23 protein-coding genes and 3 pseudogenes are annotated in these 17,572 nt (G+C 58.2%); 5 read left to right on the top strand and 21 right to left on the bottom strand.

Annotated elements, in window-relative coordinates; translation table 11 throughout:
* Positions 1 to 173 precede the first annotated feature (173 nt).
* Positions 174 to 836, top strand: a pseudogene (locus tag ADM64_RS11225) (6-carboxyhexanoate--CoA ligase); the annotation flags it as partial.
* 9 nt (positions 837 to 845) lie between these two features.
* A complete protein-coding gene (locus ADM64_RS11220) occupies positions 846 to 2,033 on the top strand; it encodes an aminotransferase class I/II-fold pyridoxal phosphate-dependent enzyme (RefSeq protein WP_414630316.1) in 1,188 nt (395 codons plus the stop codon).
* Between the two features lie 103 nt (positions 2,034 to 2,136).
* Here the strand turns inward: ADM64_RS11220 and rplO are convergent, their stop codons facing one another.
* From rplO to rplN, 10 genes are all read right to left on the bottom strand, one after another.
* Positions 2,137 to 2,583 (bottom strand): 50S ribosomal protein L15, encoded by a 447-nt coding sequence (gene rplO, locus ADM64_RS04110; RefSeq protein ID WP_016422071.1) that lies wholly within the window; start codon positions 2,581 to 2,583, stop codon positions 2,137 to 2,139.
* A 7-nt stretch (positions 2,584 to 2,590) separates the two neighbouring features.
* Positions 2,591 to 2,776, bottom strand: a complete 186-nt coding sequence (gene rpmD, locus ADM64_RS04105) for a 50S ribosomal protein L30 (RefSeq protein WP_005509843.1) — start codon at positions 2,774 to 2,776, stop codon at positions 2,591 to 2,593.
* Between the two features lie 5 nt (positions 2,777 to 2,781).
* Positions 2,782 to 3,399: a 30S ribosomal protein S5 gene (gene rpsE, locus ADM64_RS04100; protein ID WP_005510059.1), complete on the bottom strand. Its 618-nt coding sequence runs from the start codon at positions 3,397 to 3,399 to the stop codon at positions 2,782 to 2,784.
* 34 nt (positions 3,400 to 3,433) lie between these two features.
* Positions 3,434 to 3,832, bottom strand: a complete 399-nt coding sequence (gene rplR, locus ADM64_RS04095; protein WP_005510009.1) for a 50S ribosomal protein L18 — start codon at positions 3,830 to 3,832, stop codon at positions 3,434 to 3,436.
* Positions 3,832 to 4,368, bottom strand: a complete 537-nt coding sequence (gene rplF / locus ADM64_RS04090) for a 50S ribosomal protein L6 (protein WP_005509895.1) — start codon at positions 4,366 to 4,368, stop codon at positions 3,832 to 3,834. The genes rplR and rplF overlap by 1 nt, the downstream gene beginning before the upstream one ends.
* 15 nt (positions 4,369 to 4,383) lie before the next feature.
* The gene (gene rpsH, locus ADM64_RS04085) at positions 4,384 to 4,782 is read right to left on the bottom strand and encodes a 30S ribosomal protein S8 (RefSeq protein ID WP_005509822.1); all 399 of its coding nucleotides are present in this window, start codon (positions 4,780 to 4,782) and stop codon (positions 4,384 to 4,386) included.
* 403 nt (positions 4,783 to 5,185) lie between these two features.
* The gene (locus ADM64_RS04080; protein WP_049170004.1) at positions 5,186 to 6,082 is read right to left on the bottom strand and encodes a GDSL-type esterase/lipase family protein; all 897 of its coding nucleotides are present in this window, start codon (positions 6,080 to 6,082) and stop codon (positions 5,186 to 5,188) included.
* A 382-nt stretch (positions 6,083 to 6,464) separates the two neighbouring features.
* Positions 6,465 to 7,019 carry a 50S ribosomal protein L5 gene (gene rplE, locus ADM64_RS04075; protein ID WP_005509901.1) on the bottom strand — a complete coding sequence of 185 codons (555 nt, stop codon included), beginning with the start codon at positions 7,017 to 7,019 and terminating at the stop codon, positions 6,465 to 6,467.
* A 2-nt stretch (positions 7,020 to 7,021) separates the two neighbouring features.
* A complete protein-coding gene (gene rplX / locus ADM64_RS04070) occupies positions 7,022 to 7,336 on the bottom strand; it encodes a 50S ribosomal protein L24 (RefSeq protein WP_049193227.1) in 315 nt (104 codons plus the stop codon).
* Entirely contained in the window at positions 7,337 to 7,705 is a 369-nt protein-coding gene (gene rplN / locus ADM64_RS04065) for a 50S ribosomal protein L14 (protein ID WP_016422069.1), read from the bottom strand.
* Positions 7,706 to 7,986: 281 nt separating this feature from the next.
* Here rplN and ADM64_RS04060 point away from each other — a divergent pair, with 281 nt between their 5' ends.
* Positions 7,987 to 9,228, top strand: coding sequence for a multidrug effflux MFS transporter (locus ADM64_RS04060; protein ID WP_065428880.1), 1,242 nt, complete (start codon positions 7,987 to 7,989; stop codon positions 9,226 to 9,228).
* 132 nt (positions 9,229 to 9,360) lie between these two features.
* A complete protein-coding gene (locus ADM64_RS04055; protein ID WP_049193225.1) occupies positions 9,361 to 10,077 on the top strand; it encodes a VIT1/CCC1 transporter family protein in 717 nt (238 codons plus the stop codon).
* A gap of 44 nt (positions 10,078 to 10,121) precedes the next feature.
* Here the strand turns inward: ADM64_RS04055 and ADM64_RS04050 are convergent, their stop codons facing one another.
* From ADM64_RS04050 to ADM64_RS10765, 3 genes and pseudogenes are all read right to left on the bottom strand, one after another.
* Positions 10,122 to 10,904: a formate/nitrite transporter family protein gene (locus ADM64_RS04050; protein WP_049193224.1), complete on the bottom strand. Its 783-nt coding sequence runs from the start codon at positions 10,902 to 10,904 to the stop codon at positions 10,122 to 10,124.
* 221 nt (positions 10,905 to 11,125) lie between these two features.
* Positions 11,126 to 11,668, bottom strand: a pseudogene (locus ADM64_RS04045) (PTS transporter subunit EIIC); the annotation flags it as partial.
* Positions 11,652 to 12,034, bottom strand: a pseudogene (locus ADM64_RS10765) (glycoside hydrolase family 32 protein); the annotation flags it as partial. The pseudogenes ADM64_RS04045 and ADM64_RS10765, both read right to left, overlap by 17 nt.
* Before the next feature lie 27 nt (positions 12,035 to 12,061).
* Here ADM64_RS10765 and ADM64_RS04040 point away from each other — a divergent pair.
* Positions 12,062 to 12,958 carry a carbohydrate kinase family protein gene (locus ADM64_RS04040; protein WP_049193222.1) on the top strand — a complete coding sequence of 299 codons (897 nt, stop codon included), beginning with the start codon at positions 12,062 to 12,064 and terminating at the stop codon, positions 12,956 to 12,958.
* A gap of 20 nt (positions 12,959 to 12,978) precedes the next feature.
* Here the strand turns inward: ADM64_RS04040 and ADM64_RS04035 are convergent, their stop codons facing one another.
* The 8 genes from ADM64_RS04035 to rpsS all read right to left on the bottom strand — a co-directional run bounded on the left by ADM64_RS04035 (position 12,979) and on the right by rpsS (position 17,558).
* Positions 12,979 to 13,638: a class I SAM-dependent methyltransferase gene (locus ADM64_RS04035; RefSeq protein ID WP_049193221.1), complete on the bottom strand. Its 660-nt coding sequence runs from the start codon at positions 13,636 to 13,638 to the stop codon at positions 12,979 to 12,981.
* 53 nt (positions 13,639 to 13,691) lie between these two features.
* Positions 13,692 to 15,041, bottom strand: a complete 1,350-nt coding sequence (mgtE, locus tag ADM64_RS04030; protein ID WP_016422061.1) for a magnesium transporter — start codon at positions 15,039 to 15,041, stop codon at positions 13,692 to 13,694.
* Positions 15,042 to 15,242: 201 nt separating this feature from the next.
* Positions 15,243 to 15,521: a 30S ribosomal protein S17 gene (gene rpsQ, locus ADM64_RS04025; RefSeq protein ID WP_042388398.1), complete on the bottom strand. Its 279-nt coding sequence runs from the start codon at positions 15,519 to 15,521 to the stop codon at positions 15,243 to 15,245.
* Positions 15,518 to 15,754 (bottom strand): 50S ribosomal protein L29, encoded by a 237-nt coding sequence (gene rpmC / locus ADM64_RS04020; protein ID WP_005509851.1) that lies wholly within the window; start codon positions 15,752 to 15,754, stop codon positions 15,518 to 15,520. The genes rpsQ and rpmC overlap by 4 nt, the downstream gene beginning before the upstream one ends.
* Positions 15,754 to 16,170, bottom strand: coding sequence for a 50S ribosomal protein L16 (gene rplP, locus ADM64_RS04015; protein ID WP_016422059.1), 417 nt, complete (start codon positions 16,168 to 16,170; stop codon positions 15,754 to 15,756). Before rplP ends, rpmC begins: the two co-directional genes overlap by 1 nt.
* A gap of 3 nt (positions 16,171 to 16,173) precedes the next feature.
* Positions 16,174 to 16,914, bottom strand: coding sequence for a 30S ribosomal protein S3 (rpsC, locus tag ADM64_RS04010; protein WP_016422058.1), 741 nt, complete (start codon positions 16,912 to 16,914; stop codon positions 16,174 to 16,176).
* The gene (rplV, locus tag ADM64_RS04005; protein WP_005509775.1) at positions 16,914 to 17,276 is read right to left on the bottom strand and encodes a 50S ribosomal protein L22; all 363 of its coding nucleotides are present in this window, start codon (positions 17,274 to 17,276) and stop codon (positions 16,914 to 16,916) included. Before rplV ends, rpsC begins: the two co-directional genes overlap by 1 nt.
* 3 nt (positions 17,277 to 17,279) lie before the next feature.
* Entirely contained in the window at positions 17,280 to 17,558 is a 279-nt protein-coding gene (gene rpsS, locus ADM64_RS04000) for a 30S ribosomal protein S19 (protein WP_005509882.1), read from the bottom strand.
* Positions 17,559 to 17,572 lie beyond the last annotated feature (14 nt).

Here is a 17,572-nt window from a genome sequence, read left to right as displayed (position 1 = left end):
GCCTCTATATCACCGTTAGTACAGCGCCCCGTCAATCACCCTCTTTTCGCTTGACGACGATTCCAGCGCTCATCCCCTCTGAGCCCCCGCCCTCTCATGTGCTCCACCCAACCTTCTCAAACAAAACTTGAACAGTGTTAAAGTTTTGCTCTGTGAGTACCTACAGCATCCGCATGCGCTCCAGCGCCGATGGCTGCCATATCTCTGGCGCTGAGCGTCTTGCACCGGCCACCGAACTACCTCAGTTGGCTTCTGCTATGACTAGCCGTGCACTTCACCACGACAAGGGGCGAGCCGACACAATTCACATCACTGCGGACAAGATTGATGAGTCGACCATCAGCACCGTGTCGGCGTTAGTCCCCTTTCTAGAGTCGAACTCCAGCCCTGGGGACGCCCGCAAGCTCATTACTCAACGCCTACACGCTGCAGGTATACAGGCCGCCGATATCGCCGTCGAGATGGCCTATTCACTCACGGGTCTTCGCGGCGCCGCTCTTATCGATGCCTCCTCCGGTGAGCGGCTCGACCCAAACCCAGTCCGCGGTGTACGGGTTTCCACTTTTGATGCCATCTCACACCCCAGCAAGGACTGCGCCAAGGACCATTTTCACGAGGCGCTCATCCTCGCATCCAAGGTTCACTGCGCCCCGGGCATCGTCGCAGAAATCTGCCTCTCCGACGATCCCTTTTACACGCGTGGCTATCTCGCACTGGACGGAATCTTCCACCGTATCCCCAATATCAAGGACCACGGCAGCACTCTTGGTACTCGCATTTTCATCGTTGAACCCGGCACCGATATCCCCGAGCTAATCGATTACCTGGAGAACACGCCGGTCTATATCGAGCTCCCAGCTGACGCCAGTTTCTCGACGGACACTACCGGCCTCAGCAGCGACCTCTCAGCAATCGCCGCCCAAAGAAACACGGCCTGGGCCGGTGCAGGACTTGCCCGCACACTGCGCACTTTCGAAACCGCACAACTACCGCATAGCCGAATTGACGGAGCCGACTACCTATTGTTTTCTTCTTCGGACTACCTCGGCCTGTCCACGCACCCTGAACTCATCTCAGCTGCCACCGAGGCAATTGGACATTTCGGCACCGGGTCCGGCGGCTCTCGCCTGACCACCGGCACTAGCATCCACAGCGCACTTGAGAATGAACTGGCGCAGTTCTTCGGTTTCGACGATGCCGTTCTCTTTGCGACTGGCTACCAGGCGAACCACTCAACCATCGCTGCCATCGCCACCGCCGACGTGGAAATCTTCTCCGACGCCGCCAACCATGCTTCCATCATCGACGGGTGCCGCAATGCCCGAGCTAACGTCACGGTCTTTCCACATGCTGACTACCAGGCACTCGACCGTCTCCTCGCAGCATCGAGCGCCCGCCACAAGCTTGTCATCTCCGACTCCGTGTTCTCTATGTCAGGCGAGGTCATCGACGGCCCCGCACTCGAGCGCACCTGTCGCCGTCACAACGCATGGTTGATGCTTGACGACGCCCACGGCGTCGGCGTTATCGGAGAGCAAGGCCGTGGCACCGCAGCGCACCTGGGCATTCACCCGGACATTGTGGTCGGCACCGCGAGCAAGGCTCTCGGTGTCGAAGGAGGATACGTTCTCTGCTCCGCACCAGTTGGCGACCTGCTACGCAATCAAGCCCGTAGCTTCGTGTACTCAACGTCGATGAACCCCGGTTCCGTCGCAGCTATCCGCGCCGCGTTGAAGCAGTTGGAGGCTGGGGACGTCGTCAAGCGATTGCAGCGTAATATTGCGCGCGTCCGCTCCCTGGTTGACGCACAGTCAGACCCCGCATCTGCAATCATCCCACTGCCCGTTGGCGACGAGGCCGAAGCGATGGACGCCTCAGCACGGTTGGCGGAGCTAGGCGTGTACATACCTGCGATTCGCTACCCGACGGTTCCCCGTGGTGAGGCAATGTTGCGATTGACCATTACCGCGCTCCATACGGACGCTGACATCGACCGACTGGAGCAGGCTCTGCGCCACACCGGCCTGCTGTAAGCGGGCGGTTTGCGCTGCCCTCCCCTCCCCTTTCCTCCCCCTCAATACAAAAAGAGCTCTTAACCACTTGGGTTAAGAGCTCTTTTGTTAAAGCTTAAATGCTTTAGGCCTCAGTGACAGAGCCGCCTGCAGCCTCGATCTTGGACTTTGCGGAGCCCGAGAACTTGGTTGCGGTGACGTTGACGGAGACGTTGATGTCGCCGTCGCCGAGGACCTTCACCGGCTGGTTAGCGCGGACAGCGCCCTTTGCAACCAGGTCGGCGATGGTGACGTCGCCACCGTTCGGGAACAGACGCTCCAGATCCGAAACGTTGACCACCTGGAAGGTGACCTTCGCCGGGTTCTTGAAGCCCTTCAACTTCGGCAGACGCATGTGAAGTGGCATCTGGCCACCCTCGAATGCTGCCGAAACCTGCTTGCGGGCCTTGGTGCCCTTGGTGCCGCGACCAGCGGTCTTACCCTTGGAAGCCTCACCACGGCCGACGCGAGTCTTCTTCTTCTTAGCACCCGGAGCCGGGGCCAAGTCGTGGAGCTTAATTGGTTCGCTCATGGTTTACCTACTCCCCCGCTACTTCTTCAACCTCGACCAGGTGACGCACAACGTTCACGAGACCGCGCACAGCCGGAGTATCCGGGCGAACGGCGGAATCGTTGATGCGCTTCAGGCCGAGGGTGCGCAGCGAATCCTTCTGGTTCTGCTTGGTACCAGCGGTACCACGGACCTGGGTAATCTTCAGTGCCATGGAAATCACGCTCCCTGACCTGCGCGTGCGCGCAGCATACGTGCTGGGGTGACCTCTTCGAGGGACTTGCCACGACGTGCGGCGACCTCTTCAGGGCGAACCAGCTGCTTGAGGGCATCAACGGTTGCGTGAACAACGTTGATGGAGTTGTTGGTACCCAGCGACTTGGACAGAACATCCTGAACACCGGCGCACTCGAGAACCGGGCGGACAGCGCCGCCGGCAATCAGACCGGTACCCGGAGCAGCCGGGCGCAGCAGGACGATGCCAGCAGCGGTCTCACCCTGAACCGGGTGGGTAATGGTGCCAGCAATCATCGGGACGCGGAAGAAGTTCTTACGAGCCTCTTCAGCACCCTTCTGGATAGCTGCCGGTACTTCCTTGGCCTTGCCGTAGCCGACGCCGACCATGCCCTCGCCGTCACCGACGATGACCAGAGCGGTGAAGCTGAAGCGACGACCACCCTTGACGACCTTGGAAACTCGGTTGATAGTTACTACGCGCTCGATGTACTGCGAACGCTCGTCCTGCTGGCGACGGTCGTTACCGCGGCCACCACGACGGTTGTTGTTCTTGTTGTCAGCGGAGTTACGTCCGCCTTCGCGCTTATCGCGTTCCGACATCACGCATTCCTTCCGTTGGACTTGTAAGTGCGCATTAGAACTTCAGACCACCTTCACGGGCAGCCTCGGCCAGAGCAGCAACGCGGCCGTGGTACTGGTAGCCACCGCGGTCGAAAACGACCTTCTCGATGCCAGCATCCTTAGCGCGAGCAGCAATCAACTCGCCGACCTTGGCGCTCTTGGCCTTCTTGTCGCCCTCGAAGCCACGGAGATCTGCGTCCAGAGTGGAAGCAGCTGCCAGGGTACGACCGATGGAGTCGTCGATAACCTGAGCGGTGATGTGGCGGGAAGAGCGGTGCACGACGAGGCGCGGTGCCTCGGAGGTGCCGCGGACGTTCTTGCGCAAGCGTGCGTGACGGCGGGCGCGGGCGACACGACGACGAGTCGAGATGTCCTTGCCTACCGGGAGGCGCTTTTCGTTGGTGTTGCTCATTACTTACCCGTCTTTCCGATCTTGCGACGGATCTGCTCGCCATCGTAACGAATGCCCTTGCCCTTGTAAGGATCATCCTTACGCAGACGACGGATGTTAGCTGCGAGCTGTCCGACCTGCTGCTTATCAATACCTGTGATCGACAGCTTGGTGGTGCCGTCGACGTCGAAGGTGATACCTTCCGGTGCTTCGATCAGGACTGGGTGCGAGTAGCCCAGGGAGAACTCGAGGTCCTTGCCCTTCTTGGCGACACGGTAACCGACACCGAAGATTTCCATCTTGATGGTGTAGCCCTCGGTCACACCGACAACCATATTGTTAATCAGCGAACGGGACAGACCGTGCAGGGAGCGGCTCTTACGGTGGTCATCCGGGCGGTTGACCACAATCTCATTGTCCTTCAGCTCAACGGTAATTGGAGCCGGGATAGAGACAGACAGCTCGCCCTTCGGGCCCTTGACGGAAACGTCCTGGCCGTTGACCTGGGCAGTAACGTTTGCCGGGACAACGACAGGGTTCTTACCAATACGAGACATTGTGTAGTTCCCCCTTTACCAGACGTAAGCGAGGACTTCCCCGCCAACCTTCTTCTCGTAAGCCTGACGGTCAGTCAGCAGGCCCTGAGACGTGGAGATGATAGCCACGCCCAGGCCGCCGAGGACCTTCGGCAGGTTAGTGGACTTTGCGTAAACACGCAGACCCGGCTTGGAGACGCGACGCACGCCAGCGATCGAACGCTCGCGGGACGGACCGTACTTCAGGTTCAGGGTCAGGGTCTTGCCGACCTTGGCATCCTCGACTGCGTAGTCCGCAATGTAACCCTCAGACTTGAGAATCTCGGCGATGTTAGCCTTCAGCTTGGACGACGGCATCGAGACAGAGTCGTGGTACGCGTTGTTAGCGTTGCGCACGCGCGACAGCATGTCGGCGATTGGGTCAGTCATGGTCATGGTTAGTGACCGCTTCCTTTCTCGCTGCGGTTCCTTCCCACCTCGTGGCTAACTCCAATGACCGCGCAAACAGCAACTGCCACACGGCAAAAGCTTAAGTTGGAGCGATTTCCAATATCGTGATTCCGGCGATTTAAGGGCTACTGTTCGCCAACTCGGTTCAATAGCCGAGTCAGCTCGCCACCCAGGTGACGCCAGAGACGATGCGAGGCGAGGGGCCTACAGCAAAGTTCTTACATTTTTACTGCCGCACCTCTTATAGAGGGCAGACCTGGTGATACTAACAAATACAGGCCGAAATGCAAAAACGCCGCAGACGGACGTTAGTCCGCTCGCGGCGTGAAGCCCCACCAATTAACAGTGGAACTCAATTCCTAGCCGACATGGCGCCGGCTAGAGGAAATTAGTAGAGCTGGTCGGCGATGATGTTACCCATTGCCTTTTCACCAGCCACCGTCGGGTGGTTGGTCATCGGACCCATCACCGGGTCTGCGAAACCGGCGACGAAGCGCTCATCCGGGTTCGGGTTGCAGGTACCGTGGCCGAGGGTTGCCTCGTAGACGTCAATGAAGCCGGCACCTACGTGGTGAGATGCGGAGCGAATGCTGTCACGGAATGCACCCTGGATCTCGCTGGCACCCGGTGCCGGGATCGGGAAGGTCTGGTCCGAGGTGTTCACCAGGCACAGCTGATCATCAGTGGCGTACTCAGGGTACGACGCCAGGACGACCTGAGCGCCCGGGGCAACCTGGTGGACGCGGTCAGTGAACTGACGCAGCGTCTGCTTGAACGCGGATGGAGCCTGGGGATCCGGCTTTGCGACAAGCTCGCCTGCCACGTCAACCCACTGGACCCAGTCCATGCCGCCGTACATCAGGACAACCTTCTCGGTGCCCTCTCCGATGTCGCCGTACTGGATGGAAGCCTCCAGGTATGCGAGGAGCTGACCCGGGAAGCCGCCAAGACCGTTACAGGACCAGTCACCCAGGGACTTGTTCAGCTTCGAAGCTGCAATCTTCGGCCAGTTTTCCATGTCGGTAGCGCAGTTAGCGACCAGTGCGTTCTGTCCCGGCGCCAGGCCACGCGGGCCGCCCTTACCGGCATTAGCGGTGAAGGAGTCACCGAAGGTAACGATTTGCTTAACGCCCTTCGGGCCGGTGTCGCCGATACCCGGAATCGGAATGTTCGGCATTTCCGGCAGTGCCGGCTGTGCGTTGGCAGCACCTGCACCCAAGCTCAGACCCAGAGCCGCAACAGTTGCAATAGCAGCCGAGCGGACGGCCACGGAGAAGTTCTTCATGTAGTTAATCCCTTTGCGTTTTAACTTAAGAACCGCTCTGTGTAGAACCACTGGCTCAATCACACAGAAGCTGAAGTCACTTAAGCCTTGCCCAAATTGATAACGACCACAATGCATTTTGGCGGCCGTCACTATGACGAATGGCAGTTTACAACGAAATCATCACAAACGCCTAACTTTCAACTGAGAAACCTTGTGGCTTTACTAATTTCCAACCCCCAAAAAGGGTCAACTTTCCCACCAGCAACACTGGTAACTTTTACGCAGGCCCCGCACAGCGACCTCACTCCCCCACGAACATAAGCAGTTAACAGAGCAGCAAAAAGCCCCGGAGGCCAAGCGGCATCCGGGGCTTCAGGCAAAAGCTACCGAAGAGGCAAAACTACTTCTTGAACGGGAAGCCCAGCTCGCGCAGCAGCGCGCGGCCTTCCTCGTTGTTGGTAGCGGTGGTCACGACGGTGATGTCCATACCGCGCGGGCGGTCGATCTTGTCAACGTCGATCTCGTAGAACATGGTCTGCTCAGACAGGCCGAAGGTGTAGTTACCGTGACCATCGAACTGCTGATCAGACAGACCGCGGAAGTCGCGGATTCGCGGCAGAGCCACGGTCAGCAGACGATCCAGGAACTCCCACATACGGTCGCCACGCAGGGTGACGCGAGCGCCGATGGCATCGCCTTCACGGAGCTTGAAGTTAGCGATCGACTTGCGAGCACGACGGGTCTCCGGCTTCTGACCGGTGATCAGAGTCAGGTCGTTGATAGCACCGTTGATCTGCTTCTTGTCCTGAGCAGCAGCGCCGACGCCCATGTTGACGACGACCTTGGTGACGCCCGGAATCTGCATGACGTTCTCGTAGGAGAACTCTTCCTGCATCTTGCCGCGAATCTCATCGCGGTAACGGGCCTTCAGACGAGGGGTGTAATTTTCGCTCATGCTTAGATGTCCTTCCCGGTACGGCGGGAGATGCGAACCTTCTTGCCGTCCTCATCGAAGCGGTAACCGACGCGAGTCGGGGTACCATCTTCGTCGACCAGCATGACGTTCGACACGCGAATCGGAGCTTCCTGAGTGACAATGCCACCCGAGGAAGCGCCGCGCTCCGCAGCGGAGTTTGCAACGTGCTTCTTGATACGGTTAACGCCCTCGACCAGGACCTTGTCGCGCTTCGGGTAGGCCTCGATGACCTTGCCCTGAGCACCCTTGTCCGGACCGGAGATAACCAGCACGGTATCGCCCTTACGGATCTTCACTTAAATCACCTCCGGTGCGAGCGAGACAATCTTCATGAACTTCTTGTCACGCAGCTCACGCGCGACCGGGCCGAAAATACGGGTGCCCTTTGGCTCACCGTCGGCCTTGATGATGACAGCTGCATTCTCGTCGAACGAGATGTAGGAGCCATCCGGACGACGGGTCTCCTTCTTCGCACGGACGATAACTGCCTTAACAATTTCGCCTGCCTTGACGTTGCCGCCCGGAGTAGCTTCCTTGACAGTTGCGACAATGGTGTCGCCAATGCCAGCGAAGCGTCGGGTCGAGCCACCGAGAACGCGGATGCACAGAATTTCACGTGCACCAGTGTTGTCGGCAACGCGCAGACGGGATTCCTGCTGAATCACTGCGTTTCTCCTGACCTGGTTGCATTGTGCGTCAGATTTCCGTCCTAAACGCACGCGGTCTTTATGTCTTGCGTTTACGCTTTACGACGGAAGCACCTGCTAGAGGTAGCTTTCCTATCGCTTTGACCTCGTGCTTACTACGGTTCTAGACCGTTGAGAGCAGCACGCAGTCGCTTCGCGCAACCTGTGTATTATGGCACGTTCGTGCGGGACAACAAAATCCCTTAGTTTCATGCCCCCAACATGGTTTATGCCTTCTGCGGCAACCCTATACTGAGACAGTGACAAATCAACATTCCGGGAGCGCTCAGACACAGCCAGCACAGACGCTGCCGGTATCGCTACTTGCCGGGTTGGCCTTGTTATCCGCCGCCGCCCCGTTCGGCGCAGATACATATCTGGCATCCTTCGTGGAGATTGCACGCGAGTTCTCCACGACCGAGTCGATGGTTCAGCTCACGCTGACAACCTTCATGATTGGCATGGCTGCTGGACAGCTCGTCATTGGCGCCCTTTCCGATAGTTTGGGCCGCAAGAAGCTGCTTCTCATTGCGACTTTGGTGTTCTTGGGATCGTCAATTCTCTGTGCAGTAGCACCGAATATTGGCACGCTTATTGCAATGCGCTTGTTCCAGGGGTTAGCTGGTGGCTCCACAGTTGTTCTGGCTCGTTCTGTAGTACCAGACCCCTTGACGGGCAAGGCATCAGCGAAAGCTTTCTCTACCCTCATGGGTATTTCCTCCATCGCCCCGGCAATCGCTCCCCTTGTGGGCGGTTTTCTAGGCCCCGCATTCGGCTGGCGCAGCGTGTTCTGGTTTCTCGCAGCCATCAACGTCGCCATGGTCGCGATTGTGATCCTGATGGTTCCGGAAACCCTGCCGCCTGAGCGACGCTCCACAGGCGCTCTGTGCAATCTCCTGCCCAATATTGGCAGGCTGCTGCGGCGGCCAGTATTTGTCGGCTACTTGTTGGCTTTCGCTGGTGGCTTCTCGGTGATGTTTTCCTATATCGCTGCGTCACCCTTTATCTTCCAGGAACTGCTGGGGCTCACCCCTACTCAGTTTTCTCTCGTGTTCGCATCCAATGCAGCGATGTTGACATTTGTGTCAATCCTCAACGGTAAGATGATCAACCGGCTTCATCCCCGCAAAGGCATTTTAGTTGCCCTTACGGTCATGCTCGTGACGTCGATAGGCCTGATTATTAATGCCCTCGTCGGGATTACCTTCTTCACTACTTGGCTGTTGCTGTTCATTACGGTACCGATGATGCCGCTAATCTTCGCCAATGCCACGGCACTCGGAATTGAGGAGGTTCGAGATATCGGAATTGGCTCAGGTTCCGGTCTCATGGGCTTCACACAGTTCCTCGCGGCCGCCACGGTTTCCCCGTTGGTGGGGCTTGGTTCCAATCTGCCCCTCTCGATGGCTATTTCGATGTTGACCTGTGCATTGATTGCACTGACCGCGGTGTTGACATTGACGCGCGCCGACCTCCACAAACGCTCACACCGACTTCCATAAGAGCTACGCGCGCGAGAGGACTCCCCGCGTTTCACTTCACTGGTTGAGAATGTGTCCGAATCGGCATTAAATCGATGGTGAGGCCTCGTACCACCCGTAGGCATGGGGCTGACATGGGAGAAAGGTCCTGCCATGACCACGCACATACATCCTCATGAACCACATAAGGCATCTGAGACGGCGAAGCTCAACTGGCTTCGCGCCGGAGTCCTCGGAGCCAACGACGGTATCGTCTCCACTGCTCTAATCTTGCTCAGCGTGATTGCAGCAGGTTCCTCTCGCGAAGCTATTCTGACTGCTGGCGCCGCGGCCGTTATCGCTGGTGCTATCTCGATGGCTCTGGGTGAATACGTTTCGGTTTCAACCCAGCGCGATACCGAGCGAGCACTCATTGCCAAAGAAAAGGCCGAGCTTAAAGACTTTCCAGATGAAGAGCATAAAGAGCTCGTGGGGATTCTCTCTAGCTACGGTATCCCAGAACATATCGCCGAAGATGCTGCCCACGGCATCGCACAAAGCGATCCGCTGGCGGCTCACCTAAAGCTGGAATTGGGCATTGACGGTGAGGAACTTACCAACCCCTGGGCTGCTGCCGGTTCTTCGGCACTGTCGTTCCTGCTCGGCGCCATCCTGCCAATGATTGCGGCACTGATTTTCACCGGCCCCACCTCTGGCGCAATCGCAGTCACCGTTGTCACCATCGTGACTCTGGCCCTGACCGGCTACATCAGCGCCAAGCTCAGCTCCACGCACTCCGGCAAGGCTGCTCTGCGCCTGGTAATTGGTGGTGCGCTCGGTTTGATTGTTTCCTACTTCGTCGGTCTGCTCTTCGGGCAGGCTGTCGGTTAGGACGTCAGATAGGCGGCCGGTTAGCACGCGACGAAGCTCAAAAACTAGTCAACATAGCTGGTCTTCGTCTGGTTCAACCAGGCGTAGACCGCGCCGATTCCCAGGCCACCACCTACGAAGTTGCCCAGCCACACGGCCACCCAGTTAACAGTAATGTGCAGACCATCGAAGCCTGCAGGATGCGGATCAGCGAAAAAGGCCAAGGAAAACAACGAGAAGTTCGCAATCACGTGCTCGAGTCCGAGCCCGACGAACACTGCAATGATCGGCAGAATCACAGCGAACTTCGAAATGATTTCTTTGGCTTGAAGTGCACCTAGGACAGCCATATTGACCACGAAGTTCGCACCCATGGCCTCTACGAAAGCGCCGAAGAACGGCTTGGCCAGCTTCCCCTCAGTCAAGGTGGAAATCAGATGTGTGTCATCGATCCCACCGAGCTTGGCGCTCTGGCTGAGCACCAGCGCCACAATCGCCGCACCGATGAAGTTGTAGAACGTAGCGACGGCCACCATTCGAAAGGCCACTCCCCACGCCATGCGTCCGCGTGCGGCGGACCAGGACACAAACATCATGCTGCCGGTCGCAAGCTCCGCACCGAGCACCACAATGGCGAACAGCCCAAGCCCGAACAGGCACGCAAAAACCAGTCCCCCAGTCCCCGGCGCGACGCCCTCTGCCACTTGTCCAGCGACCGCTGCAAAGGCCGTCCCGAGCGTCAGGTACATACCCGCCAGGACCGCTCGCACGGCAAATCGTCCGTAGTCCTGCGTCAACAGTTCCTGTTTCTTGTCGCCAGCCGTATCCAGCGTTTCGTATAGCGTCACCGCCGAAGCCTTTCCCTGCGTGCCGTTAATTGCAGTTATTCGCATAAAAGAATAACGACAGGCTGACGCGGAATCGCAACCGCTTTACGACGGTCACAGCGCCCTACCCCCCTTAGGCGCTGCAACCAGGAACTGCGATTCACCGTCGAAGAGAGGCAGATTTACTTCTTTTCTCCGGTACCAGCAGGTGCAGCAGCAGTTTCTGACTTCGGCTCATCCTTCATGGTTGAGGCAATGGCCGAGGCACCCATGCCGATGTAAAACGGCCAGCGCAAACGTAGGTTCACACCGAAGATGGCCGGCTCGGTAATACCGAATAGCGCCGACATACCGGAGGCGCCTGCCAACCTCTTGAGCTTCTCGCTCTTGGCCAGGAAGTACACCGCCAGTGCGGCACCACCTTGAGCGATATTGGCCATCGATGCCGTCGCGAAAATGAACGAGCCGCCCTGATCCCACAGCATGTACTCGATTGGAGGGAAGGACTGGTGCAGACCAGTGATGACAATTGGCGAGTAGACCAAGCCGAACAAGAAGCCACCCACAGGTCCCGCGAATTCGTACAGATTCGCCAGACCAATACCCAGCCATTCACCTGCAGTGCGCAGTACTGGACCAATGGCGGCAAAGGTGATGAAACCAGTGATGAGCAACGTCAACAGTGGTGTCAGCATAAAGTCGACAGTGCCCTTGAGACGCTTATGGAAGAACTTCTCAATCGTTGCCAGAATCCATGAGATAACCAGAATCGGCAAGATGAATCCCACCCTCCGGGCCGGAGGGAGCAAGCGCGCGCACCCGATTCTGCGATGGTATACGGCGTCCGTCTGCCTTCAAGTTTCCGGTATAAAAGAGCCACACATCATCGCCATCAACAGCCGCGCCGCCCGAATAACAACCATGCTTGTCATAGGGCATGTCCGGATACAGCGCATCTGGATGATGACGCCACCGCTCGGCTGTCGTGAGCGACGCGGACGCATGCCCCCACCCAGTTCTCTTCGACGCATGTGGAAAGCATGGATCATGCTGGTAGACACATGCAGTGTCTCGCCGTCCACGAAAAGGCCATTCGGGTCATTCAGTCGGCCCTGCGGCGGTGACAGATGGTAATTCGACCGATAGGTCATACCCCTCCCCCCGATATTATTGAAGTCATGGCTATTTGTGTTTGCGGCGAAGGTCTGGTTGACCTCGTTCCGGTATCTCCTGGCAGCCTCAATAACCACGTGCCGGCGCTAGGCGGAGGCCCCTACAACGTCGCGGTTACGGCCTCTCGCCTCGGTGCGGATGTTATTTTCCAGTCCCGCCTGTCCACGGATGGTTTCGGAAATGAGCTGGTCAAGCACTTGGAAAACGAAGGGGTCGACACCTCTTACGTTCAGCGTGGCCCAGAGCCGACCATTCTGGCGGTAACCACCATCCACGACGATCGCTCTGCAACGTACACCTTTTACACCGACGGCACGGCCACCCCGTTGGTGGAGCCGAAGCACATCGATGCGAATATCGCATGCTTCGGCACCCTGTCACTGGCGCTAGAACCAGGTGCCAGCCGGTACGCGGAATTGCTCAAACAGTTCGCGGCCAATGGCACCCTGGTCGCTTTGGATCCAAATATTCGCCCCATTTACGCAACGGATGCACACCGCGAATTCCTCATGAGCTTGCTCCCCTACGTCAATTTGTTGAAGCTCTCGGACGAGGAAGTCGAGTTCCTTGGCGAAGAGGCGCTGACTAAAGTTCCGGCCGCCGTCATCACCCGAGGTGGCGATGGGCTCACTTTGCTTGCCGACGGAAACCGCATCGATGTCCCAGCCGTCAACGCGAATGTCGTTGACACCATCGGTGCTGGGGACACAATTATGGGCGCGCTGTTGGCACAGTTCGACAAGCGTGGCCTAACAGTCGCTGACCTGACTTCCGTATCACCAGATCAGTGGCGCGAGATTCTGCACTATGCGACCGCCGCGGCTGCCATTACTGTCTCCCGTAAGGGAGCTCAGCCGCCGACGAAAACCGAAGTCGAGGAACTGCTGGCCAAGGATTCCTAGGCGGCACTACTTAGTCCGCTCTATTTAGCTCGCTCAAGCACTGCAACCAGGAACTGAGACTCATCGTCAAAGGGACGAAGATCCCACGTGGAATAACGCTGAATCACGGTGAGCCCAGCCTTCTGCGCAGTGGTTTCAAAATCGGCAAAGTCCCAACCACGGCCAGCGCCGAAGCCGATAATGGCACGACCGTTCTCCGGATTCAGCATCTTCGCGAAGCCCTGCAGTACCTTCGCGCGGTCTTCTGGCGCTACGAAAGTGAGCACATTGCCGGGGCAAATGATGACGTCGAAGGCGGATGCCGTGTCATCGTGGGGTGTGTTCTCCAGCCCGTCGTCAAGCACATGCGGCAATTGCGCCAAGTCCCCTACCAACCACGTCGCATCCGGGAACTGTCGCTTTGCCTCGTCGATGAGATAGGGGTCGACGTCGACACCGACGACTCGATGACTAGCCTTCGCCAGGTAACCGCCGACGCGCCCCTGCCCACAGCCGGCATCCAGGATTCGAGCGTGGCGTGGCGCCATTGCATCCACCAACCGCGCCTCGCCGTCAATATCGCGGCCCTCGCGCACGAATCCCCGCCAGCGGTTGGCGTAGCGGCGGGAATGCTGCGGATCGGCGGCGATAATTTCTTTCCAAGTGCGGTGATTATGGTTGCCATTGTTCATGGCCACCATTATGGCGCGGTTGGTCTCTTTTCTATACCGCCGACGTCCCCTGCGCGACGGGACTAGATTCCCAAAACCGACTTAGCAATCAGGAAGTAGATGATCAGGCCGGAGGCATCAACAAGCGTGGTAATGAACGGGTTAGCGAAGACCGCCGGGTCAATACCGAACTTCTTACCAATCAGCGGCATAATGCCGCCGACAGTTGCCGCGAGAGTACAAATACCCAGCAGCGTCAGACCAATCACTAGGCCGATGTCCCAGCCGTAAACCAAGCCAGCCAATAGCAGGCCGAGAGTACCAAGCAATAAACCGAGGAAGGCACCGACTCTCACCTCGCGGAGAATGACTTTGAATATATCGCGGGGTTGGACATCCCCCAGCGCCAACGCACGCGTAATCGTGGTTGCTGCCTGGTTACCGGTATTGCCACCTGTACCGATCAGCAGCGGCACAAATACCGAGAGAACCACCATCTGAGAAAGAGTCTCTTCGAAAGTTTCCAGGACTTGCACGGTCAATGTTGCACCGATAGCAAGCACGAGCAGCCACACCACACGAGAGCGAACAATCTCGAAAATGGGCGTCGCGAGATAGGGCAAGCGCAGAGGCTCAGAACCGGAAATACGAGCTTGGTCCTCGGAGTCTGCCTCTTCCAGAATCCGGAGGGCGTCGTCCACCGTGAGCAGACCGATAACACGCCGCTCGCTGTCGACAATCGGCAGAGCTAGGCGCTTACGATCAGCGCACATGCGGGCTACCTTCTCTTCGAGTTCGGTAGCTTCTGCGTAATCAGCCTTCCGCAAGATAGCCGCAACATGGATATCACTGCTGGCGCGCATCAGTTCACGAAGGCTAACCACGCCCACCAGCCGACGGTTCCGGTTCGACACCGGCAGCGTGTAGATGGATTCGGCATCATCCAGATGCTTGTAGACGGTCTCCAGAGCCTCCCCCACCGTCATATCGTCGTGAAGCGACACCAGCTCCGGGCTCATCCGACGCCCAATGGAACCGTCGGGGTAGCCGAGGACGATGTTGGTTAGCTCTCGCTCATCATCCGGCAGATCGGCAAGCAGTTTTGCAGCGACAGACGCAGGAAGCTCGTCGAGCAGCTCTGCTCGATCGTCCGGTTCCATCTCCGCGAAAACTGCGGTGACTTCAGGATCACGGAGGCTGTCAATCAGGTGCGCCTGCAGAGCCGAGTTCAGCTCATCGAAGGTTTCAACCGCCGTGTCTTTCGGCAGTGTGCGGTAGAACAGCGCACGTTCCCCATGGCTGAGGCGGCGCATCTTTCGAGCGGCAGCCTTGGGTTCAATATCAGTTAAGAGCCGCGACAGCGTAGCCACGTCATGTGAGCGAAGCGCGGACTCAAGATCTCGATCATCAATCCTGGTCACGTCAGTAGTCACCGAACTTCTCCCCTCACAAAGCACAAATCCTGGCCAATGCTATCAGAGATAAAAACCCATCAAACCTGGACTGAGCGGACTAGAAATACAAAGGAACATGGCTTTCTAAAAAAACAAAACCCCTCCACAGAAAACACTTTCGTGTTTCCCGCGGCGGGGTTCTCGTCGTAAAGCCCGAGCTGATTGCTCAGCTGACGGGTCTTACTTAGCCTTCTCGATGATCTCGATCAGGCGGTAGTGCTTGTCCTTGGAGAGCGGACGGCACTCTTCGATGCGGACGCGGTCGCCCACGCCAGCCTCTTCGTTCTCGTCGTGCGCCTTGACCTTAGAGTTCGTGCGCATGATCTTGCCGTACAGGGCGTGCTGCTTGCGGTCCTCGAGCTCGACGACGATGGTCTTCTGCATCTTGTCGGACACGACGTAACCGGTGCGCACCTTGCGTGCGCCAGCCTCGGTGGTGTTCATGTTTTCCTCACTCATGCTGCATCACCATCGGTTGGTGCAGCAGACAGGCCGAGCTCGCGCTCACGCATAACGGTGTAAATGCGAGCAATATCCTTGCGGACAGTGCGGAGACGGCGGTTGTTGGTCAGCTGACCGGTAGCGCTCTGGAAACGGAGGTTGAACAGCTCCTCCTTAGACTCCTTGAGCTTGGCAACCAGGTCATCGTTATCCAGCGAGCGAAGCTCGTGGGCGGGAATGCCGTTCGACATCAGTACTGATCCTCCTTCCGAACGATTCGGGTCTTAATCGGCAGCTTAGCGCCTGCGCGCTTCAGTGCCTCGACAGCAGTTGCCTCGTCCGGGTAGGACATCTCGAACATGATGCGACCCGGCTTGACGTTTGCAACCCACTTCTCGACCGGGCCCTTACCGGAACCCATACGAACACCCAGTGGCTTCTGGGTCAGCGGACGGTCCGGGAAAATCTGGATCCAGACCTTACCACCACGCTTGACGTGGCGGTTGATAGCAATACGCGCTGCCTCAATCTGACGGTTGGTGATGTAGGCCGGCTCGAGAGCCTGGAGACCGTAGTCACCGAAAGTCACCTTGTTGCCGCCCTTGGACATACCAGAACGGGTCGGGCGGTGCTGGCGACGGAACTTAACGCGCTTCGGGATGAGCATGAATTAGCCCTCCTTCTTCTCAGATGCACGCTGACGACGCTTGCCACCACGACGCGGACGGTCGTTGCCGCGACGCTGGCGGTCGTTGCCGGCGTTGATCTCGGACTCGCGACGGCCACCGATCACGTCACCCTTGTAGATCCACACCTTGACGCCAATGCGGCCGAAGGTGGTGTGAGCCTCGTGGGTGCCGTAGTCGATTTCCGCACGCAGGGTGTGCAGCGGAACGCGACCCTCGTGGTAGCGCTCGGTGCGGCCCATCTCGGCACCGCCGAGACGACCGGAGCAGACAACCTTGATGCCCTTGACGTGCGGCTGACGCATTGCAGACTGGATAGCCTTGCGCATTGCACGACGGAAAGCGACACGGTTGGCGAGCTGCTCAGCGATGGACTGAGCAACCAGCTTCGCATCCGCGTCAATGTTCTTGACCTCGAGGATGTTCAGCTGAACCTGCTTGCCGGTGAGCTTCTCGAGCTGGCCGCGGATGCGGTCAGCCTCGGAGCCACGACGACCGATAACAATGCCCGGGCGTGCGGTGTGGATGTCCACACGCACGCGGTCACGGGTGCGCTCGATAACGACATCGGAGATGCCGGCGCGCTCAAGACCGGTGGACAGCAGATCGCGGATCTTGATGTCCTCGGCCAGGTAGTCAGCGTACTGCTTGTCGGCGTACCAGCGGGACTTCCAGTCGCTGGAAATACCGAGGCGAAGACCGTGTGGATGGATCTTCTGTCCCACTATCGGTCACCTTCCTTCTGGCTCTCGACGACCACGGTGATGTGGCTGGTGCGCTTGCGGACGTGGAAAGCACGGCCCTGCGCACGCGGGCGGAAGCGCTTCATGGTCGGTCCCTCGTTGGCGTAAGCCTCGGAGATGACCAGAGTACGACGGTCCAGGCCGAAGTTGTTCTCAGCGTTTGCAGCTGCAGACGCAACAACCTTGGCAACCGGATCAGCAGCACCCTGCGGAGCGTACTCCAGGATGTTCAGTGCCTCGTCGACGGACTTACCGCGAACGGTGTCCAGGACGCGACGTGCCTTCATCGGAGTAACGCGGACGAAGCGCGCAGTTGCGCGTGCAGAAGTAATGTCGTTGCTCATGGCTTATCGACGTCCCTTCTTGTCATCCTTGACGTGACCCTTGAAGGTCTTGGTCGGGGCGAATTCGCCCAGCTTGTGGCCGACCATAGAGTCATCCACGAACACCGGCACGTGCTTGCGACCGTCGTGAACGGCGAAGGTGTGGCCGATGAAATCGGGGAGAATCGTGGAGCGGCGAGACCAGGTCTTGATGACCTGCTTGGTGCCCTTCTCGTTCTGTGCATCGACCTTCGCGAGGAGGTGCTCATCGACGAACGGGCCCTTCTTAAGGCTGCGTGGCATTCTCAGTTCCCTCC

Origin of the sequence: Corynebacterium sp. 401_CJEI, assembly GCF_001076435.1 — a bacterium.
Classification (GTDB): domain Bacteria; phylum Actinomycetota; class Actinomycetes; order Mycobacteriales; family Mycobacteriaceae; genus Corynebacterium; species Corynebacterium jeikeium_D.
This window is presented reverse-complemented; position numbering and strand designations above follow the sequence as displayed.

Excerpts from the sequence above, each read along its gene's own strand:
- rplR (WP_005510009.1), bottom strand. The coding sequence starts at position 3,832 with ATGAGCAACACCAACGAAAAGCGCCTCCCGGTAGGCAAGGACATCTCG.
- rplO (WP_016422071.1), bottom strand. The coding sequence starts at position 2,583 with ATGAGCGAACCAATTAAGCTCCACGACTTGGCCCCGGCTCCGGGTGCT.
- rpsS (WP_005509882.1), bottom strand. The coding sequence starts at position 17,558 with ATGCCACGCAGCCTTAAGAAGGGCCCGTTCGTCGATGAGCACCTCCTC.
- ADM64_RS04035 (WP_049193221.1), bottom strand. The coding sequence starts at position 13,638 with ATGGTGGCCATGAACAATGGCAACCATAATCACCGCACTTGGAAAGAA.
- rpmC (WP_005509851.1), bottom strand. The coding sequence starts at position 15,754 with ATGTCGAACGGCATTCCCGCCCACGAGCTTCGCTCGCTGGATAACGAT.
- rpsQ (WP_042388398.1), bottom strand. The coding sequence starts at position 15,521 with ATGAGTGAGGAAAACATGAACACCACCGAGGCTGGCGCACGCAAGGTG.
- ADM64_RS04080 (WP_049170004.1), bottom strand. The coding sequence starts at position 6,082 with ATGAAGAACTTCTCCGTGGCCGTCCGCTCGGCTGCTATTGCAACTGTT.
- rpsE (WP_005510059.1), bottom strand. The coding sequence starts at position 3,399 with ATGTCGGAACGCGATAAGCGCGAAGGCGGACGTAACTCCGCTGACAAC.
- rpsH (WP_005509822.1), bottom strand. The coding sequence starts at position 4,782 with ATGACCATGACTGACCCAATCGCCGACATGCTGTCGCGCGTGCGCAAC.
- rplP (WP_016422059.1), bottom strand. The coding sequence starts at position 16,170 with ATGCTCATCCCGAAGCGCGTTAAGTTCCGTCGCCAGCACCGCCCGACC.
- ADM64_RS04055 (WP_049193225.1), top strand. The coding sequence starts at position 9,361 with ATGACCACGCACATACATCCTCATGAACCACATAAGGCATCTGAGACG.
- rpmD (WP_005509843.1), bottom strand. The coding sequence starts at position 2,776 with ATGGCACTGAAGATTACCCAGGTCCGTGGTACCGCTGGTACCAAGCAG.
- ADM64_RS04040 (WP_049193222.1), top strand. The coding sequence starts at position 12,062 with ATGGCTATTTGTGTTTGCGGCGAAGGTCTGGTTGACCTCGTTCCGGTA.
- rplV (WP_005509775.1), bottom strand. The coding sequence starts at position 17,276 with ATGAGCAACGACATTACTTCTGCACGCGCAACTGCGCGCTTCGTCCGC.
- rplF (WP_005509895.1), bottom strand. The coding sequence starts at position 4,368 with ATGTCTCGTATTGGTAAGAACCCTGTCGTTGTCCCGGCAAACGTTACT.
- rplE (WP_005509901.1), bottom strand. The coding sequence starts at position 7,019 with ATGAGCGAAAATTACACCCCTCGTCTGAAGGCCCGTTACCGCGATGAG.